Annotated in this window: 20 protein-coding genes; 12 read left to right on the top strand and 8 right to left on the bottom strand. The window is 72.9% G+C overall.

All coding sequences use genetic code 11. The annotated features are described in order from the left end of the window. Positions 1–98 precede the first annotated feature (98 nt). The 5 genes from BM051_RS10965 to purM all read left to right on the top strand — a co-directional run bounded on the left by BM051_RS10965 (position 99) and on the right by purM (position 6,242). The gene (locus BM051_RS10965; RefSeq protein WP_092529972.1) at positions 99–968 is read left to right on the top strand and encodes a helix-turn-helix domain-containing protein; all 870 of its coding nucleotides are present in this window, start codon (positions 99–101) and stop codon (positions 966–968) included. A 1,652-nt stretch (positions 969–2,620) separates the two neighbouring features. Next, on the top strand, positions 2,621–2,857 hold the full coding sequence (locus BM051_RS10960; protein WP_092529971.1) for a DUF397 domain-containing protein: 237 nt from the start codon (positions 2,621–2,623) through the stop codon (positions 2,855–2,857). After that, positions 2,841–3,224: a hypothetical protein gene (locus BM051_RS10955; RefSeq protein ID WP_092529970.1), complete on the top strand. Its 384-nt coding sequence runs from the start codon at positions 2,841–2,843 to the stop codon at positions 3,222–3,224. The genes BM051_RS10960 and BM051_RS10955 overlap by 17 nt, the downstream gene beginning before the upstream one ends. Before the next feature lie 423 nt (positions 3,225–3,647). After that, positions 3,648–5,120: an amidophosphoribosyltransferase gene (gene purF / locus BM051_RS10950; RefSeq protein WP_092530369.1), complete on the top strand. Its 1,473-nt coding sequence runs from the start codon at positions 3,648–3,650 to the stop codon at positions 5,118–5,120. A gap of 51 nt (positions 5,121–5,171) precedes the next feature. Beyond that, positions 5,172–6,242 (top strand): phosphoribosylformylglycinamidine cyclo-ligase, encoded by a 1,071-nt coding sequence (gene purM / locus BM051_RS10945; RefSeq protein WP_092529969.1) that lies wholly within the window; start codon positions 5,172–5,174, stop codon positions 6,240–6,242. On the opposite strand, the gene BM051_RS10940 is transcribed toward purM, so the two are convergent. The 4 genes from BM051_RS10940 to BM051_RS10925 are packed head-to-tail and all read right to left on the bottom strand — an operon-like array spanning position 6,239 to position 8,551. Then, positions 6,239–6,640: a hypothetical protein gene (locus tag BM051_RS10940; RefSeq protein ID WP_092529968.1), complete on the bottom strand. Its 402-nt coding sequence runs from the start codon at positions 6,638–6,640 to the stop codon at positions 6,239–6,241. The two genes, purM and BM051_RS10940, sit on opposite strands and share 4 nt — an antisense overlap. Further along, a complete protein-coding gene (locus BM051_RS10935; RefSeq protein ID WP_092529967.1) occupies positions 6,637–7,392 on the bottom strand; it encodes an SDR family oxidoreductase in 756 nt (251 codons plus the stop codon). Before BM051_RS10935 ends, BM051_RS10940 begins: the two co-directional genes overlap by 4 nt. Positions 7,393–7,416: 24 nt before the next feature. After that, complete coding sequence (locus BM051_RS10930; protein WP_092529966.1) at positions 7,417–8,319, bottom strand: RNA polymerase sigma-70 factor; 903 nt, start codon at positions 8,317–8,319, stop codon at positions 7,417–7,419. A gap of 13 nt (positions 8,320–8,332) precedes the next feature. Next, entirely contained in the window at positions 8,333–8,551 is a 219-nt protein-coding gene (locus tag BM051_RS10925) for a hypothetical protein (protein WP_134046092.1), read from the bottom strand. 48 nt (positions 8,552–8,599) lie between these two features. On the opposite strand from BM051_RS10925, the gene arfB reads away from it, so the two are divergent. The 4 genes from arfB to BM051_RS10905 all read left to right on the top strand — a co-directional run bounded on the left by arfB (position 8,600) and on the right by BM051_RS10905 (position 14,484). Then, positions 8,600–9,022 (top strand): alternative ribosome rescue aminoacyl-tRNA hydrolase ArfB, encoded by a 423-nt coding sequence (gene arfB / locus BM051_RS10920; protein WP_092529964.1) that lies wholly within the window; start codon positions 8,600–8,602, stop codon positions 9,020–9,022. Between the two features lie 115 nt (positions 9,023–9,137). Beyond that, positions 9,138–11,336, top strand: coding sequence for a phosphatase PAP2 family protein (locus BM051_RS10915; RefSeq protein ID WP_092529963.1), 2,199 nt, complete (start codon positions 9,138–9,140; stop codon positions 11,334–11,336). Positions 11,337–11,356: 20 nt separating this feature from the next. After that, positions 11,357–12,016: a response regulator gene (locus BM051_RS10910; RefSeq protein ID WP_092530368.1), complete on the top strand. Its 660-nt coding sequence runs from the start codon at positions 11,357–11,359 to the stop codon at positions 12,014–12,016. Between the two features lie 1,133 nt (positions 12,017–13,149). Next, the gene (locus BM051_RS10905) at positions 13,150–14,484 is read left to right on the top strand and encodes a M20 family metallopeptidase (protein WP_092529962.1); all 1,335 of its coding nucleotides are present in this window, start codon (positions 13,150–13,152) and stop codon (positions 14,482–14,484) included. Here BM051_RS10905 and BM051_RS10900 read toward each other — a convergent pair. After that, a complete protein-coding gene (locus BM051_RS10900) occupies positions 14,481–14,831 on the bottom strand; it encodes a DoxX family protein (RefSeq protein ID WP_092529961.1) in 351 nt (116 codons plus the stop codon). The genes BM051_RS10905 and BM051_RS10900 overlap by 4 nt on opposite strands. 116 nt (positions 14,832–14,947) lie before the next feature. Here BM051_RS10900 and BM051_RS10895 point away from each other — a divergent pair, with 116 nt between their 5' ends. Beyond that, the gene (locus BM051_RS10895) at positions 14,948–15,457 is read left to right on the top strand and encodes a MarR family transcriptional regulator (protein WP_092529960.1); all 510 of its coding nucleotides are present in this window, start codon (positions 14,948–14,950) and stop codon (positions 15,455–15,457) included. 99 nt (positions 15,458–15,556) lie between these two features. Here the strand turns inward: BM051_RS10895 and BM051_RS10890 are convergent, their stop codons facing one another. Continuing rightward, the gene (locus tag BM051_RS10890; protein ID WP_243859460.1) at positions 15,557–16,090 is read right to left on the bottom strand and encodes a GNAT family N-acetyltransferase; all 534 of its coding nucleotides are present in this window, start codon (positions 16,088–16,090) and stop codon (positions 15,557–15,559) included. Beyond that, the gene (locus BM051_RS29805) at positions 16,087–16,383 is read right to left on the bottom strand and encodes a hypothetical protein (protein ID WP_243859461.1); all 297 of its coding nucleotides are present in this window, start codon (positions 16,381–16,383) and stop codon (positions 16,087–16,089) included. Before BM051_RS29805 ends, BM051_RS10890 begins: the two co-directional genes overlap by 4 nt. 112 nt (positions 16,384–16,495) lie before the next feature. On the opposite strand from BM051_RS29805, the gene BM051_RS10885 reads away from it, so the two are divergent. Beyond that, complete coding sequence (locus BM051_RS10885; RefSeq protein WP_092529958.1) at positions 16,496–17,341, top strand: helix-turn-helix domain-containing protein; 846 nt, start codon at positions 16,496–16,498, stop codon at positions 17,339–17,341. Positions 17,342–17,360: 19 nt separating this feature from the next. Next, positions 17,361–17,618, top strand: coding sequence for a DUF397 domain-containing protein (locus BM051_RS10880; protein WP_092529957.1), 258 nt, complete (start codon positions 17,361–17,363; stop codon positions 17,616–17,618). Here the strand turns inward: BM051_RS10880 and BM051_RS10875 are convergent. Beyond that, on the bottom strand, positions 17,591–18,928 hold the full coding sequence (locus tag BM051_RS10875; protein WP_092529956.1) for a glycosyltransferase 87 family protein: 1,338 nt from the start codon (positions 18,926–18,928) through the stop codon (positions 17,591–17,593). The two genes, BM051_RS10880 and BM051_RS10875, sit on opposite strands and share 28 nt — an antisense overlap. Between the last annotated feature and the right edge of the window lie 72 nt (positions 18,929–19,000).

The following is a 19,000-nucleotide window of genomic DNA, read 5'->3' as shown; positions in this document are numbered from 1 at the left end:
AGGGTAATCGGGACGGATCGTATTGTTGAAGTTTGGAGTATAGTGCTTCTGCGCAACGTTTGCAGCGACGGTACGCGGCGAGGAAGAGGAAGCACACGATGACCACGGGCGGCGCCGATCTTGGTGGCGGTCCCACCGCGCGTCGGATCGTCCTCGGGTCCCAGTTACGCAGGCTCCGTGAGCAGGCCGCCATCTCGCGCGCCGACGCCGGCTACCAGATCCGCGCGTCGGAGTCGAAGATCAGCCGGATGGAGCTCGGCCGGGTCGGGTTCAAGGAGCGCGACGTCTCCGACCTGCTGACCATGTACGGCGTCTCCGATCCGAAAGAGCGCGCCGTGTACCTGGACATGGTCAAGGAGTCCAACCAGGCCGGCTGGTGGCAGCGCTACAGCGACCTGACGCCGAAGTGGTTCGACGCCTACCTCGGGCTGGAGGAGGCCGCGGACCGGATCCAGACCTACGAGCTGCAGTTCGTGCCGGGCCTGCTGCAGACCGAGGACTACGCCAGGGCGGTCGCCAGCCACGGGATGCCGGACAAGTCGAACGACGACGTCGAGCGCAGGGTGGCGATGCGGATGCGCCGGCAGAAGGTGCTGGCGAGGCCCAACGCGCCGCGGCTCTGGGTGGTCGTCGACGAGTCGGTGATCCGCCGGCCGATCGGTGGGTGCCGGGTGCACCGGGAGCAGATCGACAAGCTGCTCGAGCTGACGTCGCTGCCGCACATCACGCTGCAGTACGTGCCGTACGAGCAGAGTGGCTACGCGGCGGAGGGTGCCTTCACCCTGCTCCGGTTCGCCGCGCCGGAGCTGCCGAACATCGCCTACGTCGAGCACCTGACCGGGGCGGTGTACGTGGAGAAGCCCGAGGACATCGAGGTCTACAGCCGAGCGCTGGACCGCCTCGCGGTCGACGCCGAGACGCCGGACCGCACCCGGCAGTGGCTGACGAAGGTGCGCGCGGAGGTCTGACGCCCGCCTCCGACGGCAGGGTGGGAGGCGCCTTCGGTGGCGCTGTGCCCGAACGGCGGCCACGCCGAGCGGCGGCCCGATTGTGGGTGCCACCCGGTTGAGGCTGCCACCGCTTCGGCCACCGCTTCGGCCACCGCTTCGGCCGACGGCTGCCGCGCTGAACGGCCGCCGCCTTGAACACCCGCCGCGCCGAACGGCCGCGGTGCTGAAGCGCTCCGGCCAACGGCTCGCCGCGCCGAACGGCCCGCCGCCTTGAACACCGCTCCGGCCAACGGCTTGCCGCGCTGAACGGCCGCCGTGTCGAACCACGGTTCCATCGGGCGTTCCCTGCACCGAACGCCCGGTGCAGGGAACGCCCGCCGCATTGAGCGTCCGCCGCGTCGAGCGCTCGGCGCAGGGAACGTCCGCCGCATCGAGTGCCCGCCGCATCGAGCCCCGCCGCACCGAGCGCCCGGCACATCGAAGGTCCGCCGCGTCGGGCCCCGTCGCGGGGAACGTGCGCCGCACCGAACGCCTGCCGCACCGAACGCCCGCTGGTCGAGCGTCCGGCGTGGGGAAACTCCGCCGCGGTGAAAGACGCTTCGCCGAATCCCGCCGCGTCGAACTGCTGCCGCGAACCCGCGACCGCGAACCACTGCCGCGTCGAACGGCCGCCTCACCAAAGGCCCACCCTCCAGGGGGCCACCACCCGCCTGGGGTTCGATCCCCTGACTTCCAGCCTAGAGGTGCGCTCTGACGGAACCAGGTGGAAAGCGCTTTCCCGCAGGCGGTTGTCCACATCGGCCCAGGTCTGTGGACAACTCGGGGAGACGCCTCGCACCCGCCGAAATCCCAGTTCCACGTGCCGGCCTGGTGCTGGGCCACCGCCTGGCGAGTTCCGGCAGCCTGCCGGCTCCGGCGGGTCGCGTACGGCATGTCGGCCACGGGTCGGGAATGCGCACGGACTGCGCGGACCATGGGTCGGGGTCCGCATGGGCTACTGGTCACGGGTCGCGGGTGCGTACCGACTACGGGTCGAGGGTGCCTACCGACCACGGGTTGCGGGTCCGTACCGGCTGCCGGCTGAGCCGGGGCTGCGCAGGGACTGCCGGTTGGGCCGGGCTGCGCATGGGTGCTGGTCGCGGGCCGGATAGCGCAACCGGGCCGCGCATGGACTGCTGATCACGGGCCGGGTACCGCCCCGGGGCTGCCGGCTGGCTCTGCCTTGCCAATGGTGCGCCCCCGGGCTGCCGGCTGGCTCTGCCTTGCCAATAGTGGCAGCGGTGGGATTGCCGCTTGTGGCACTCCCGGGGCCGGTTCGGGAGATGGGCCACGGCGGCCGGCGCGGTCCCGGCGCTCCGGGGAGTGCCGGCACGCGGCCCGCACCACGAGGTGCTCCAGGGCGAACCAGCAGATCAGGAGCGATTCGGCCGGGATCCCGACACACGCACACGGGCCCGGGAGCGACCCGGCCAGAAGGTCGGGGAAGTGCGAAGCCCGTCAGCTTAAGTCAAGGCGTTGCGCTGCCAAGTCACCCACTCAGGCGAAGATTCGGCGAAAGTTTGCTGCACGTGCATTCACACGCGCACCGGCACGTGCTACGTTCTGTGCACGACCAGATGCACGTGCAGATGCATCCCCCAGTGGTGAAGTCGGGAAGGTGGGGATCGATCATGGAGCAGGTTCACAACGGAGTGTCGGCCGAACTGTTGACCGACGCGGCCTGGCGCAAGAGCCGGCACAGCGGTGCCGTCGGCAACTGTGTCGAGGTGGCCCCGCTCGGCGACGGCCGGGTGGCGGTGCGCAACTCGCGCTTCCCCACCGGTCCCGCCCTGATCTACACGCGGGAGGAGATGGCGGCCTTCCTCGCGGGTGCGAAGGACGGCGAGTTCGATGACGTCCTCTCCTGAGCAACGCGCCGTCGACACCGAGACCGCGCTGCGCCGGCTGATCGACCGCGGCTACCGGTTCGTGCACCCGCGCGACGCGCGGGGCGAGGTGGTCGCGGTGGTCGGGATCCGGGCCCACGGCTCGGTGATCGACATGGTTCGGCTCGAGGCCGAGGACGACGTGATCGCCATGCGGATGCCCGGCGACGAGGCCGACGTGCTGGAACCGAAGACGGTGCTCTGGCGGTCGAGCGGCGATCTCCGGCGGGTGGTCGGCGAGCTGCTGTCCCTCGGGGACGACGAGTACGCGGTCAGCAGGGGACACTCCAGCGGTTGCTGGGTCCCGGACGACGCCGGGCGGTCGAAATTTCTCGTAGTCACCGCGTGACCAACTGAATCTTCAGGACCGTGGGCCCCGGCACCTCGCCGGGGCCCACGGCCGTCTCCACCCACCGCGAGATCTCCGTTCGGGACATCGAAATCTACGCTCGAGACCGCGAGTTCCACGCTCGCGGCGCCCCCTTCGGCGCCCGATTCACCGCGCGCGGGCCGCACTCGCGCGGGCATGAACGCTTCGAGGGCTGCGTGGTGAGCGGTGGTGAGCGGTGGTGAGCGCTTCGCGGTGAGCACCGTCTCGATGTGGCGCGCGGGGGCGGTCCGGCGTCCTTCGGCGTCTACACTTCAGAGGTAGGCCACCCCCGTCTTGCCAGGGAGCTTTGCGGTGCATCCCGACCAGCCCACCGGACCCGCCGCGCCTCACCAGCCCGACGACCCCGCCCACACCGATCCCGAGCCGCGCGAGGAGTGCGGCGTGTTCGGCGTGTGGGCGCCGGGCGAGGAGGTCGCGAAACTGTCCTACTACGGGTTGTACGCGTTGCAACACCGTGGCCAGGAGGCCGCCGGCATCTCGGTGTCCGACGGCAGCCAGATCGTGGTGTTCAAGGACCTGGGGCTGGTCAGCCAGGTGTTCGACGAGCAGGTGCTCTCCTCGCTGCAGGGGCACATCGCGGTCGGGCACTGCCGCTACTCCACGACCGGAGGCGGCAGCTGGGAGAACGCCCAACCCACGTTCCGTACCACCGCCGCCGGCTCCGGCCTCGCCCTCGGGCACAACGGCAACCTGGTGAACACCGCCGAGCTGCACGAGCGGGCCAGGGAGCTCGGGGTGATCGACAGGCGGGGCGCCACCACCGACTCCGACCTCGTCTGCGGGCTGCTCGCCGCGGCCGCCGCCGACAAGGGCATCGAGGCCGCCGCCACCGAGCTGCTGCCCACCCTCCGCGGCGCGTTCTGCCTGGTCTTCGCCGACGAGACCACCCTCTACGCCGCCCGCGACCCGCACGGTGTGCGGCCGCTGGTGCTCGGCCGGCTCGAGCGCGGCTGGGTGGTGGCCAGCGAGACGGCCGCGCTGGACATCGTCGGCGCGTCGTTCGTCCGCGAGGTCGAGCCCGGCGAGCTGCTGGCCATCGACGCCGAGGGGCTGCGCTCCTCGCGGTTCGCCGGACCGGAGCCGAAGGGCTGCGTGTTCGAGTACGTCTACCTCGCCCGGCCCGACACCACCATCGCCGGCCGCAGCGTCCACGCCACGCGGGTGGAGATCGGCCGCCGGCTCGCCGAGGAGCACCCGGTGGAGGCCGACCTGGTGATCCCGGTGCCCGAGTCCGGTACCCCGGCGGCGATCGGCTACGCGCAGGCCTCCGGCATCCCCTACGGCTCGGGGCTGGTGAAGAACGCCTACGTCGGGCGCACCTTCATCCAGCCGTCGCAGACCATCCGGCAGCTCGGCATCCGGCTCAAGCTCAATCCGTTGCGCGACGTGATCCGCGGCAAGCGGCTGGTGGTGGTGGACGACTCCATCGTGCGCGGCAACACCCAGCGCGCGCTGGTGCGGATGCTGCGCGAGTCCGGAGCGTTGGAGGTGCACGTGCGGATCGCCTCGCCGCCGGTGCGCTGGCCGTGCTTCTACGGCATCGACTTCGCCTCCCGCGCCGAGCTGATCGCCAACGGCCTCGACCTGGAGGGGGTGCGCCGCTCGATCGGCGCCGACTCGTTGGGCTACGTCTCGCTGGACGGCCTGGTCGCCGCGTCCGAGCAGCCCCGGTCCCGGCTGTGCGCGGCGTGCTTCGACGGCGAGTACCCGATCCCGCTGCCCGACGACGCGCTGATCGGCAAGCACCTGCTGGAAGGGTTGGAGGGCGCCGGGAACGCGGTGACGGCTCCGGTCTCCCGGATGTCGGTCCCGCCGGCCGGGTACGGTGCCGAGGACGCCGTGCGGCGTCCCTAGCCCGACCAGAGCTCCCTGGCAGATGACAGAGTCGAGGATGGAGTCCGCTTCGTGAGCGAGTCCGCCAGCGCCACCTACGCCGCCGCCGGTGTGGACATCGAGGCCGGTGACCAGGCCGTCGAGCTGCTCCGGCCGCACGCGGAGCGGGCGTCCCGGCCCGAGGTGCTGGGTGGCGTCGGCGGGTTCGCCGGGCTGTTCCAGCTGAAGCTGGACCGGTGGAAGGAGCCGGTGCTGGCGTCCTCCACCGACGGCGTCGGCACGAAGATCGCCGTGGCGCAGGCGCTGGACAAGCACGACACGGTGGGCGTCGACCTGGTGGCGATGGTCGTCGACGACCTCGTGGTCACCGGGGCCGAGCCGCTGTTCCTGCAGGACTACATCGCGGTCGGCAAGGTGCTGCCGAGCAAGATCGAGGCGCTGGTTGCCGGCATCGCCGAGGGATGCGTCCAGGCGGGGTGCGCGCTGCTCGGCGGGGAGACCGCGGAGCACCCCGGGATGATGGGCGAGCACGACTACGACCTGTCGGCCACCGGGGTCGGCGTGGTCGAGGCGGCGGCGCTGCTCGGCCCCGAGCGAGTGCGGCCGAGCGACGTGGTGATCGCGATGGGGTCGTCGGGGTTGCACTCCAACGGGTACTCGCTGGCCCGGCACGTGCTGTTGGACATCGCGCGGATGCCGCTGGACGGGCACGTCGAGGAGTTGGGCCGAACGCTCGGCGAGGAGCTGCTCGAACCGACCCGGATCTACGCCAGGGACTGCCTCGCGCTCGCCGCCGAGGCGGAGGTGCGCACGTTCGCGCACGTCACCGGCGGTGGTCTCGTGGCGAACCTGGCGCGGGTGATGCCCCGTGGTCTGGTGGCGACGCTGGAGCGCGGCACGTGGACCCCGGCGCCGGTCTTCGCGCTGATCGCGCAGATCGGCAGGGTGGCGGCCGTCGAGATGGAGAAGACGTTCAACATGGGCGTGGGCATGGTGGCCGTGGTGGCGCCGGAGGACGTCGACCGGGCGCTGGCGGTGCTCACCGCGCGGCACATCCCGGCGTGGGTGCTGGGCGACGTGCGCCCGGCCGACGACCCCGACGGCCCGCGGGCCGTGCTCGACGGCCACCACCCGCGCTTCTAGCCGGGCGGCCGCCGCCACGCCAGGACGAGCAGCGCGGCCGGAATCACGACGAGCAGGACCAGAAAGCCCGTCTGGGAGATGACCTCCGCCGGGGTGAAGCCCTCCAGGTGGGTGGTGTGGAACACGAAATGCGGCACCGCGAAGGCCAGGTTGGCGGCCAGCGCGGTGTACACGAGGCGGCGCTCCATGGCGACGGCCGCGACCGCGAGCACGAGCGCGTTGCCGACGGTCAGCGCACCGACGTCGCGCAGGAGGTGCTCGTTGTACGGCGGCAGCAGGTCGACCCAGGGGAAGTAGTCGAAGAACGCCTTTGGCAGCAGGAGCTGGGTGAGTCCGGCCAGCCCGTAGGCCACGGCGAGGAAGGCCAGCCCCGGCCGCAGCCAGCCTCGCGCCGTCATCGCTGCCCCCGGTAGGAGCCGAGCGGCGCCGGGTGCGCGGCGAGGTGATCCTCGAAGGTGATCGTGCCGACCGCGCGGTCCGGCGCGAGATGCCCACCGGCGCGGTAGGCGCGGAAGACCCGTCCGGGCAGCCGGACCGGGAGCAGCGGGCGCCGGCGGCCGGTGGCCCGGAGGAACACCGCGGCGAGGTCCCGGGCCGCACGGACCCGCGGCCCGGCCACGTCCGGGGCTCGGCCGGCCGGTTCGCCGGTGGCGAGCTCGGCCAGCCGGTCGGCCACCTCGCCGACGTCGACCGGCTGGAAGCACAGGTCGGGCACCGGCAGGACCGGCAGCGGGGCCGCCTTGGCGAACAGGGTTCGGAGCAGGTCGTGGAACTGCGTGGCGCGCAGGATCGTGTACGGGAGGCCGGACCCCGCGATGACCCGTTCCGCCGCGAGCTTGCCCTGGTAGTAGGGCAGCGGGACGCGGTCGACGCCGACGATGGAGACGTACACCAGGTGCGCCGTCCCGGCCCGCCTGGCCGCCTCGACCAGCCGCTCGGCCAGCCGGGGCTCGCCGCGCCGGCTGACCGCCGTGGCGCAGTGGACAACCCCGTCCGCGGTGCCCAGGTCGGCGGTCGCCCATGCGTACCGGCCGCCCTCGCCGGCCGGCCGCGGGCGCCGGCTCAGCACCCGCACGTCCTGTCCTTCGGTCACCAGCCGCTCGATTACCCGCCGGCCGAGCAGCCCGGTCCCACCCGTCACCACGATCACGGGCGCCTCCTTTCGGTCACGCCCCTACGAACCGGACGGGCCCGCGGAACGTGACAGCTGCCGGGACAGGAACCGCAACTTCTCCGGGTTGGCGACGATCCGCAGCGCGGCGACGCGCCCTTCGGCCAGCTCCGGGACCAGCACCCCGACCACCGTCCCGCCGGCCCAGCCGACCGCCGCGGGGCAGCCGTTGACCTCGGTGATCTCGAGCGCGATGCCGGCCCCGAACCGGGTCACCGCACCGGCGAGGTACCGGGCGACCCGCTCGCGGCCGAGGATCGGGCGGCGCGCGGTGCCCACCCGGCCGCCGCCGTCGGCCCACGACGTCGCGTCGGCTGCCAGCATCCGCTCCAGCGCGGGGACGTCGCCGTCGCGGGCCGCCGCCAGGAACCGCTCGACCAGCCGGGTCGCGTCCGCGCGGTCGACGTCGAACCGTGGCCCGTCCGCCCGGAGCCGCTGGCGGGCCCGCCGGTGCAGCTGCCGGCAGTGGGCCTCGGACAGCTCCAGGATCTCGGCGATGTCGCGGTGCGGGTGGCCGAACGCCTCGCGCAGCACGAACACCGCCCGCTCGGCCGGGGTGAGCCGTTCCAGCAGCGTCAGGAACGCCAGCGACACGGACTCCCGCTGCTCGGCGGTCTCCACCGGGCCGAGTGCGTCGCCGGTGGTCAGCACCGGCTCCGGCAACCACGGGCCGACGTAGCGCTCGCGGCGGGCGCGCGCCGAGGTCAGCCGGTTGAGCGCGAGGTTGGTGACCACCTTGGCCAGCCAGGCGGACGGCCGGTCGACCACGTGGTCCGCGCCGTTCCACCGGAGGAAGGCGTCCTGCACGACGTCCTCCGCCTCGTGGGCCGAACCGAGCAGCCGGTAGGCCAGGCCGAACAGTCGTGGCCGTTCCGCTTCGAACGTGGCGAAGGCGTCGCTGGGCATGCCCCAGTCTGCGTCACCGGCGCTCGGCCGGACCGCTCGCCTCGGCGATCGAGAACGCCCACGCCAGCCGATGATCGGTGGTGACCAGAGGTACGCGCGGCCGGGCCGCGAGCTCGACGTGGAGCGCGTCGACCAGGCGAAGGTCGGCCCGTCGCGCCCAGGCGCCGGACACCAGCTCGACGACGGGTGCCGGGTGAGCGGGATGGCCACCAGCCATCCACACATGACGCACACCACCAGGTTCCGTTGCTGCCGCGATCGGCGGGGACAATGGGGGTTGATGGACGGCGTTCGGGTGAGCTCGCGGGTGGTGATTCCCGCCGGGGAGTTGCGGGAGCGGTTCTCCCGTTCCTCCGGGCCCGGTGGGCAGGGGGTGAACACCACCGACTCGCGGGTGGAGCTGTCGTTCGACGTCGCGGGCTCGCCGTCGCTGCCGGAGGAGCTCCGGGAGCGGGTACTGCGTCGGCTGTCCGGCCGGCTGGTCGACGGGGTGCTCACCGTGGTGGCGAGCGAGCACCGCGCGCAGCTGGCCAACCGGGAGGCCGCCAGGGAGCGCCTGGCCGCCGTGCTGCGCACCGCGATGGCGCCGCCGCCCCCGAAACGCCGGCCGACCAAGCCCAGTCGCGGCGCCAAGGAGCGTCGCCTGGCCGCGAAGAAGCACCGGTCCGAGGTGAAGCGAGCGCGTCGCCGCCTCGAGGACTGATCTCCGGTGTCCGGAGGTTGCCGTTCGGCGGGCCGCGATCCCTGCCGAACGGCAGGGCGAACGCGTGCCTTTCGGCCGAGGTCCGCCGCCCGGTGCCCGCCGTAGCGTCGCGTCCATGCAGGAATACGCGTGGTCTCCGGATGTCCCGGACGTTCCCGACCTCAGTGCCGAGTGGTACCTCGACCTCGCGGGGCTCGGTGCGGCGAGCCCGGAGCCGCTGCGGGCGTTCGTGGCGTTCGCGACCGAGGCGGTGCTCGGCGTGTTCGCGGTGCTGTTCGTCGTGCTGTGGTGGCGCGCCCGGTCGGGTGGGGTCGCGGTGATGGCCCGCGCCGTGCTGGCACCGGTGGTGACGGTGCTCGCCTACGCGGTGAGCGAGACGGTCAAGGGGCTGTGGGAGCAGGACCGGCCGTGCCGCGTGCTCGGCGACGTCGCCACGGCCGTGGCCTGCCCGGAGCTCGGTGACTGGTCGTTCCCCAGCAACCACGCGACGATCGCCGGCGCCGCGGCCGTCGCGGTGCTCTGGTCGAGCCGGGCCCTCGGCGGGTTCGCCGCCGGCGTGGCGGTGCTCGCCGCCGCGTCCAGGGTCGTCGCCGGCGTGCACTACCCGCACGACGTGCTGGCGGGCCTCCTGCTCGGCGCGGTGGTCGCGGCGAGCCTGCCGGTGGCGGCCCGCATACTGGCCCCGGCCGTCTCCCGGCTGCGGGGAACCACCGCCGGCGGCGCGCTCCTGGGGCACGGTCCTTGGGAGCACGACGGGCCGACCGTCGTACCGCCCCGAGCCGGAAGTGAACGACCGATGCCGACCGCCCGCGCGATGGCCCTGTGGGCCGGTACCGCGCTGCCGGTCGTCCTGGCCGCGCTCACCACGCGGCCCGGCCGGCTGGCGCCCTGGGAGGCGGCGGGGTACCTGGTGGTGCTCGCGGTGGCGGTGCTGGTGGTCCGGCGTCGACCGGCGGGGGCGCTGGTGCTGATCACCGCGGCGTGGCAGGTCGGCTTCCTCTCCCGTGCGGAGTCGGACAGCGCACTGGGGCTGCTGACCCTGGCCCAGGGGCTCGTCGCGCTGGGTTTCCTGGCCGGCCGGCACGCCGCCGCGCCGCAGCGGGGTGTCGTGGTCCTGGTCGTCGCCATGGCCGGCGCGGTGGTCGGAGCGCTCGTCGCGACCGGCGGGGCGGACACCGTGCTGGCCACCCTCGCCGGCACCGCGCTGTTCGCCGTCGTGCCCTGGTCGGTCGGGCGGTACCGGCGCCGGTTCGCGGAGCTGGTCCGGGCCGGGTGGGACCGCGCCGAGTGGTTGGAGCGGGAGGCCGAGCAGGCCCGGATGCGGGAACGCACCCGACTCGCCGCCGAGATGCACGATCTGGTGGGGCACGAGCTGGCGCGGGCGGCGTTGCGGGTCGGCGCGCTGGAGGTCGCTCCCACGTTGCCGGCGGAGCACCGCGACGCGGCCAGGGCGGCCAGGTCCGGCGTCACCGCGGCGGCCGAACGGCTGGCCGACGTGGTCCGGTTGCTGCGCGCCGAGCTGGACGAGCCGGTCGAGACGGTGGCGGAGGTCGTCGAGCGGGCCCGCCGGTCCGGGTTGCGGGCGGAGCTGGCCGGCGACGTCGATGAGGCTCCGGCGGATCCGGTGATCGCCCGCACCGTGCATCGCGTGGTCACCGAGGCGATCACGAACGCGGTCAAGCACGCCCCTGGCGCCGCGGTCACGGTACGGCTCGCCCGCTCGGCCGGCGGTCTCGATCTCGTGGTCCGCAACGGCCCCGCCGCGGAGCCCCCGCGGGACGTCGTGGGCGGCGGGAACGGGCTGGTCGGGCTGGCCGAGCGCGTGACGCTCGTCGGTGGCCGGTTCGCCGCCGAGCCCCGCGCGGACGGCGGCTTCGAGGTCACCGCGCACCTGCCGGCCAGAGCGGTCACCGCGGCCGCCCCCGCGCTGGTGACCCGCGAGCGGCGCCGGCGGGTGGAGCGACAGGTGCGGCACAGCGCGCGGCGAACCGTGCTGCTGACCCTCGGGGTGTCCGCCGGCATCGTCGTCAGCGCACTCGGGTACCGCGTCTTCGACGCGGCGACCTCGGTGCTCGCGCCCGCCGACTACGCGCGGCTGCGTCTCGGCCAGCCCGAGTCCGAGGTGGCCGCCGTGCTGCCCGTGCACACTCGGGTGGACGCGCCGGGCGGTGTGCCGCCCGCGCCGCCCCGGTCGAGCTGCCGGTACTACAGCACCCACCCGAACCCGTTCGACGGGCGCCGCGACGACCTCTACCGGCTGTGTTTCCGGGACGGGCGGCTGGTGGACAAGGCCCTGCTCGTCCGCGACCCGTGACCGCCGGCGATGATGCGGGCATGATCCGCGTGGTGCTCGCCGACGACGAGACGGTCGTGCGCATGGGGGTCCGCGCGGTGCTGGCCGCGGCGGACGACGTCGAGGTCGTCGGCGAGGCGGGCACCGGTCGGGAGGCGGTGGACCTGGTGCTGGCCCACCGGCCGGACGTGGCCGTGCTCGACATCCGCATGCCGGAGCTCGACGGGCTGGACGCGGCCGCGGAGCTCCGTCGGCTGACCACCGCGACGGCCGTGCTGGTCCTCACGACGTTCGCCGACGACGCCTACATCTCCCGCGCGCTCGGGGAAGGGGCGAGCGGGTTCGTGCTGAAGACCGGGGACCCGCACGACATCATCGCCGGGGTGCGCGCGGTGGCGGCCGGTGCCGCCTACCTCTCGCCGGCGGTCGCCCGGCGGGTGGTGGACCAGCTGGCCGGTGCCGGGCCGCGGCCGCGCGCGGTGGAGCGGGTCGGTGGGCTGACCGGCCGGGAGCGCGAGGTGCTCGGGCTGGTCGGCGCCGGTCTGTCCAACGCGGAGATCGCCAGGCGGCTGCACGTGGTGGAGGGCACCGTGAAGGTGTACGTCTCCACCGTCCTCGAGCGACTCGACGTCCGCAACCGGGTGCAGGCGGCCATCGTCGCCCACGAGGCCGGTCTCATCCCACCGGAGCTTCGCGCCTGATCGTTCCGGCGGGTGTTGCCCGCGCGGGTGCGGTGGCAGGTCAGGGGTGCTCGGGGAGGAGCTTCGGCAACAAGGCCCGCAGGGTTCGGAACACGCGCTGCCGTACCCGGCTTCGGGTGTCGGGGTTGCGGTCCTGCGTGCGGCTGTCCTCACCGATCGGTTTCCGCGCGGTGAGTTTCCTGCGACAGGAGGCGGGACCGTTCCAGCGCGACTTTCTGTCGTCCGTGTGGGTGTTGCGTTGCCCCGGCCGCAGGTGCGTTGCGGGCGCTGCCGGTGCGGGTGCGCTGGTCGGGCGAGGAGGAGCGAGCCGCGGTGTTGCCGCCGGGGCAACGCCGGCCAGGCGCGGCGCGGAAGCACCCGATCCGGCGCTTGCGTGCCGGGAGGGCAAGTGCTTCTCGGGGGTGAGCCTCGTCCTGGCTGGTGAGCGGCGAGAAGGTAGCGGGTGGCGTTGCCGGGTGGGCAAGCTCGACCAAGGGGTGGCCGGAGGAGTACCGGATCGAGCGCGTGCCTGCCGGAGAGGCAAGTGCTTGCCGGACCCTGCCTGGCCGTTCTCCCTCGTCGAGTACCAGGAGGTGGTCGCTACGCGTTGCCTGGTGGGCAAGACCGACCAGGCGGAGTCGGAGGGGTATCGGATCGGGGTGCTTGCGTGCCAGGGCGGCAACCGCTTGTCGGGCGTGTCTCGTCGTTCTCGCTGCTGGGGCGCGAAGAGGCGGTCGCTGACGTTGCCGGGCGGGCAAGGCCGCCACTCGGACGCGGCTCACATCCTGGTGGGTGGTTGCTTGCCTGTCGGGCAAGTGCATTCGCTGGCCCACTCGCGTTCGGAGCAGGTGAGCGGGCGGAACCGTGCCGATGGACTTGCCCGATGCGCAACTCGGCACGCGGGGCACCAGCACCGAGCCCGCTGAGGTGCCCGGCACGTGCGCCCTGGTGGGTGTTGCGTTGCCCCCGGTGCATGTGCCCGCGGCACCGCCGAGTACGGAAGCCCTGGTCCGGCCGGACGGCGTGGCCCGGAACGTTGCCACCTGGGCAACACCGATCAGGCGCGGCGAAACAGCTGCCGCGGCACGCCGATGTGGACCACCCCGCGCTGGAGCTCGTCGCCGAACCCCGGGCACACCGTTAGGGTGCGGCAGGTGACCGCCACCAGCCCCGTGCCCCCGGACGACAGCTACCTCCGCGCGCTCACCGCCGAGACCGCCGACGCCGTGCGGCGCGCCCAACCCCTCACCTCGGACCACCGCGGCGCCCCCGACGACCTGCGCGACCGGGTCACCGCCGAGGTCGCCGCGCGCCGGGACGAGCTGGTCGCGCTCAGCCGCGACCTGCACGCCCACCCGGAGACCGGCTTCACCGAGCACCGCTCGGCCGGTGCCGTCGCGACGCTGCTCGCCGCGCACGGCCACCCCGCGCGGGTGGGCGTCGGCGGGCTGGACACCGCGCTGCGGGTCACGGCCGGCACGTCCGGCCCGCACGTCGCGGTCCTCGCCGAGTACGACGCGCTGCCCGGCGTCGGCCACGGCTGTGGGCACAACATCATCTGCGCCACCGCGGTTGGCGCGTTCCTCGGCGTCGCGCCCGTGCTGGACCGGCTCGGCGGCCGGATCTCGCTCGTCGGCACGCCGGCGGAGGAGGGCGGCGGCGGCAAGGAGACCCTCGCCAGGGCCGGTGTGTTCGACGACGTCGACGCCGTGCTCATGCTCCACCCGTTCGGCCACGACATCGCGCTGCACCCGTTCCTCGGCCGCCGCCAGCTCGAGATGATCTTCACCGGGGTCACCGCGCACTCCGCCGCCCAGCCGTTCATGGGACGCAACGCGCTCGACGCCGCGGTCGCCGCCTACCAGGGCGTGGCCGCGCTGCGCCAGCACCTCCCGCCCGGCGACCGGGTGCACGGCGTCTTCACCGACGGCGGCTCGCGGGCCAACATGGTGCCCGACCGCGCCGCGCTCTTGTTCTACGTCCGCTCGATGCGCCCGGAGACGCTGCGCGACCTCGCCGAGCGGATGGCCGCCGTCGCCCGCGGCGCCGCGCAGGCCGCCGGCTGCGGGGTGGAGTTGGTGTGGGACGAGCAGCCGGCCTACCTGCCGATCCGGTTCAACACCACGCTCGCCGCCCGGTGGACGGTCAACCAGCGGGTGTGTGGCCGCGCGCCGCTGCCGCCCGGGGTGGTGCCGGACTTCATCACCGGCTCGACGGACCTCGGGAACCTGTCCTACCGGCTGCCGGCCATCCACCCGATGATCGCGGTCTCCGAGCCCACGGTCGCCCTGCACACCGCCGAGTTCGCCGCCGCAGCGGGGTCGCCCGCCGGCGACCGGGCGGTGGCCGACGGCGCGCTCGGCCTGGCGCTCACCGCCGCGGACTACCTCGCCGACGCCGACCTGCGCGCCGCGACGCACGAGGAGTTCGCCGCCGCCGGCGGACCGCTGGACGTGCCGACCTTCTTCGAGTCGGACGGCACGAGCTAGAGGTTCAGCACGAGCGTGGCGACGTTCAGCAGGAGGAAGGCGTTCGCCAGTCCGAACTGGACGGAGTAGTCGCCGGCCAGCAGGTGGGTGTGGACGGCGCGGACGAAGAACAGGACGAGACCGACGGCCGCGGCCGTGCCGACCAGCAGGACGCCGAGGAGCCCGGCCAGCAGGCCGGCGGCGCCCGCCGTCTTGAGCGTGCCGATCGGGAAGGTCAGCCACGACTCGGGCACGCCGGCCCTGGCCATCGCCGGACGAATCGGGCCGAAGTGGAACAGCGCCACGACGCCGGAGAAGCCGTTGGCGGCGACGGCCAGCGCGGTGACGACGGTAGAGACGGTGGCCATGGCGGCCCCTTCGGCCGGTGGGCGGCACGGTGCCGGACGGCCCTGGTCTGGTCGCCACGGGCCGTTGGGACCGTTATGGTTATCGTGGAGGCCAGATAATATGATGAGCATATTATATGGGTCTCAGCTCAGGAAGGCTCGGTGCGGGCCGCCGGCGCCGGCGCTCGGCCGTCGCCGTGAAGCAGTCCCTGCGGGAGCTGCGGAACCAGCTGTCGCTGCTCCACCACCAGGTCGGCGGTCACCTGGGGCTGAAGGACGTGGACCTGGACTGCCTCGAACTGCTCGCCCGGCACGGGCCGCTCGGGCCGACTGCCCTCGCTCGCCGGGCGGGGGTGCATCCGGCGACCCTCACCGGCATCCTCGACCGGCTCGAACGCCATGGGTGGGTGGTTCGCGAGCGCACGCCCGGCGCGGCCGATCGTCGGGCGATCGCCGTGCGCGCCGTTCCCGGCCGCACCACCGAGCTGTTCCGGCTCTACTCGGGGATGAGCGCCGCGCTGGACGAGATCTGCGCCGGATACACGGAGGCCGAGCTGGAGCTGCTGGCCGGTTTCCTGCGGCGCACCGCCGCCGCCGGGCGGGACGCCACGGAGGAGCTCGCCGCGCTCCGCGGGCGGGGAGGGTGACGGGCGGTCACCGGCGGCCGGCGGGGTCGTGCATGGCGGCCGTCGTGTCGGCGCCGGAACGGACATCGTTGCGGCGCCGTCGGCCGGACCGGCGCTCGATCACCACACGTCGCCGCGACGCCAGTCGCAGGTGATCGGGGCGGTGAGGTCGAGGTTCGCGCTGGCCGGGGTGGTGAGCACGAGGATGGCGCCGTCCTCCTCCGGCGTGGCCACCCTGCCGCTCGGGGTGTCCACAGAGGATTCGCCAAACCAGACCTGCCAGCCGTGCCGCTGGTAGAAGCCGTCGATCTCGGTGCCGTCGGACAGGGCACCCAGCTCGTACTCGCGGCGGATGTGCTTGTTCACCTCCACCAGCACGTTGCCGGCGAAGCCGCGGCGGCGGTGCTCGGGGTGGGTGGCCATGGCCTCGACGTAGCCGGTGCGGAGCTTCCGGCCGCCGGTGCGCAGGACGCGGGGCACCACCGAGGCGTGGGACACCGGGATGCCGCGCTCGTAGCGCAGCACGTGCCAGCCGCCGAGAACGTGTTCCCAGTCCTCGTCGGCGAAGTCGTCGTCGTAACACTCGAGCAGCAGCCGGCGGATGGCGTGGAGCTCGGACTCGGTGAGTTCGTTCGACCGAACGGTGCGGATCACGTTTCCATTGTGCCGTTGTCGAACCGGACGAGGCGAGCCTCCGCGATACGTTGTTGGCTCACCAGCAGGCGTTGCGCGGAGTCGGCCCGCCAGATCGTCCGGTTCTCCGGGTCGTAGAAAATCGCGCCGCCGTACTCGGGCTCCCATTCCATGCCCCAGCCGCACACCACGTCGAGGGGTCGGCCATGGTGTAGGCCGTAGATCGCGAACAGTCGTGGCCGGTCCTCCCGGACGTGCTGGGCGAGCGTGTGCAGGCACAACTCGCGGCTGAGTGAACTGTGGTCGGTCGTCACCGTTGCCTCCCCGTGGACCTAGGGCGGAGCACGATGGCACGTTGCCATAGGTGACAGCAAGTCCCACGTTTGTGGCATTGAGTTACCGAGATCGCCGGCCGAAGGATTGGGCATGCCACAAATCGAGAGCACGAGTGTGCGATCCAGACAGGTCTCCACGATCCTCCGCCAGTTGCGGGAGAAGTCCGGGAAGACGGCGGCCGAGGTCGCCCGGGCGCTGGGCATGTCCGCCAGCAAGCTGAGCCGCATCGAGACGGGCCATCGGGGGCTGCGCATCAGTGACGTGGCGGCCCTGCTGGGCTACTACAAGGTGTCCGAGGCGCGCCGCGAGGAGATCCTCGACATCGTGCGCAAGGCCGACGAGCAGGGCTGGTGGCTCAGCCAGGGCACCGGCCTGCCCGAGGTGTGGAAGGAACTCGTCGACTTCGAGTCGCGGGCCACCCGGATCCAGAACTACGAGCTGGCGTTCATCCCGGGACTGTTGCAAACCGACGAGTACACGGCGGCCGTGGTCCAGGGCATCAACCAGGCCATCACTGACGCCGAGCTGAGCAAGTTGGTGGCATCCCGGATGGCGCGCCAGTCGGTGCTGCGAAGGCGGAACTTACAGTTCCTGGCGGTGATCGACGAGAGCGCCTTGCACCGGGCAATCGGTGAGGAGGGGGTGATGCGCCGCCAGCTCCGGCATTTGATCGATATGGCCGAGCGGCCCAACATCACGATCCGGGTGGTGCCGCTGTCCGCAGGGGCGCACGCGGGACTACGCGGCCCATTCGCGATCCTGGACTTCGAGGAGGAGCCCAGCATCGCCTACGTGGAGAATCACGGAACGTGCCTGTTCTTGGAGGAGAAGGATGACCTCGCCGGCTACCGCGTGGCGCTGAACAATATACTGAAGGAGGCCCTGAGCCCCGCGAAGTCGGTCGAACTGATCACTGGCTTGGCGGGCAGAACCTGATCCCTGAGGAGCACGCGCCATGGACACGAGTGACCTCGGCTCTGTCACCTGGTGCAAGAGCTCCTACAGCAGCGACCAAGCCAACTGCGTCGAGGTGGCGTTTGCCTCTGGCGCTTGGGGCAAGAGCTCGTACAGCAGTGCGGATGGTCCTGCTTGTGTCGAGGTGGCGGTGACCGAAAAGGTCGTGGGCGTGCGGGACTCCAAGGACCCCGGGGGCGGCGTGCTGGTGGTCCGCGCCGCCGCGTGGCGTCAGTTCCTGGTGGCGCTCAGCCGCTGAGTCGGGAGCGGGCGGACGGCGAGGACCACGAGGAAGGCCACCGCGGCCAGCACGTAGCTCGATCCGAGCAGGTGCTGCCACCACGTCCAGCGCATCTCGACGTCGCCGGTCTGCGGCAGGTGCGCGTGCGGCCCGACCACGAACACGAGCGCCGCCACCGCCAGCGCCACGCGCACCGCCGTCCCGGCCCGCGCCGCCACCGGCGCCAGCACCAGCGCCGCCGGCACCACCCACACCCAGTGGTGTGACCAGCTCACCGGCGAGGCCAGCAGCCCCCACACGGCGACCACCAGCAACGCCACCACGTCGGACCGCGCCCGCCGGGCCGCGACCCATGCCACCGCGCCGGACGCGGCCACCAGCCCGATCCACAGCACCGACTCCGCCGGGGTGTCGGCCACGAACCGGTGCAGCACGCCGCGGAAGCACTGGTTGAACGCGTACGCCAGCCCGCCGATCCGCTCGGGGTCGAGCAGCGAGTCGAACCAGTACGTCACCGTGTCCGACGGCGCGAGCGCGAGCCCCAGCAGGCCGAACCCGACGAACGACCCGACCGCGACCACCGCCGCCCGGTACTGCCGGCGGACCAGGAAGAACAGCACGAACACCGCCGGCGTCAGCTTCACCGCCGCGGCCAGCCCGATCAGCAGCCCGCGCGGCCACCGGGTGCGGGGCAGCAGGCAGTCGAGCGTGACCAGGGCCATCAGGATCAGATTGACCTGACCGAAGCCGACCGTCTGCCGCACCGGCTCGAACGCGAACCACGCCGCGGTGACCGCGCACGCCACCACGACGGCCCGGCTGGTCCGCCCGTGCAACCGCCCGGCGACGACCAGCGCGGTCGCCAGCAGCGCCAGGACGCTGACGAGGGTGAGCACCGCCTTGGCCACCTGCCACGGCAGCAGCGACATCGGCGCGAACAGGATCGCCGCGAACGGCGGATACGTGAACGGCAGTCGCATTCCCGGCACGAGGTCCGGGAAGCGCTCCGAGTACAGCCCGACACCGTGCAGCCACGCGTAGCCGCCGGTGCGGTAGACGTGCAGGTCCAGGAACCCGCCGAAGAGCACCACGAACGCCGGGACGGTCGCCACCAGCGAGGCCAGTGAGAGCCGGATCCACCGCAGGTGCCGCGCCCGGTCCTCCACGGGCACGGCGACACCACGCCGCTCCAGCACGGCCAAGTCCTTGAGCACGTCGGGCCACCCCAGCACGCCATCGACCACCAGCCCCGACGACCCCTGCCATGCGGCGACGGCGACGCCGCACGGTGCGGGCGCGTCGAGCGCGACCACGGGGTCCGGTGGCATTTACCGGGGCATGGTAGCCGGGGCGGCGCGGCTCACCGGCGCCGTGGTGGCCCCACCCCAGGTCGGGCCGGC

This window comes from Amycolatopsis arida, from assembly GCF_900115565.1.
Classification (GTDB): Bacteria; Actinomycetota; Actinomycetes; order Mycobacteriales; family Pseudonocardiaceae; genus Yuhushiella; species Yuhushiella arida.
The sequence above is the reverse complement of the archived record's forward strand: the minus strand, read 5'-3'. Positions and strand labels throughout refer to the sequence as shown.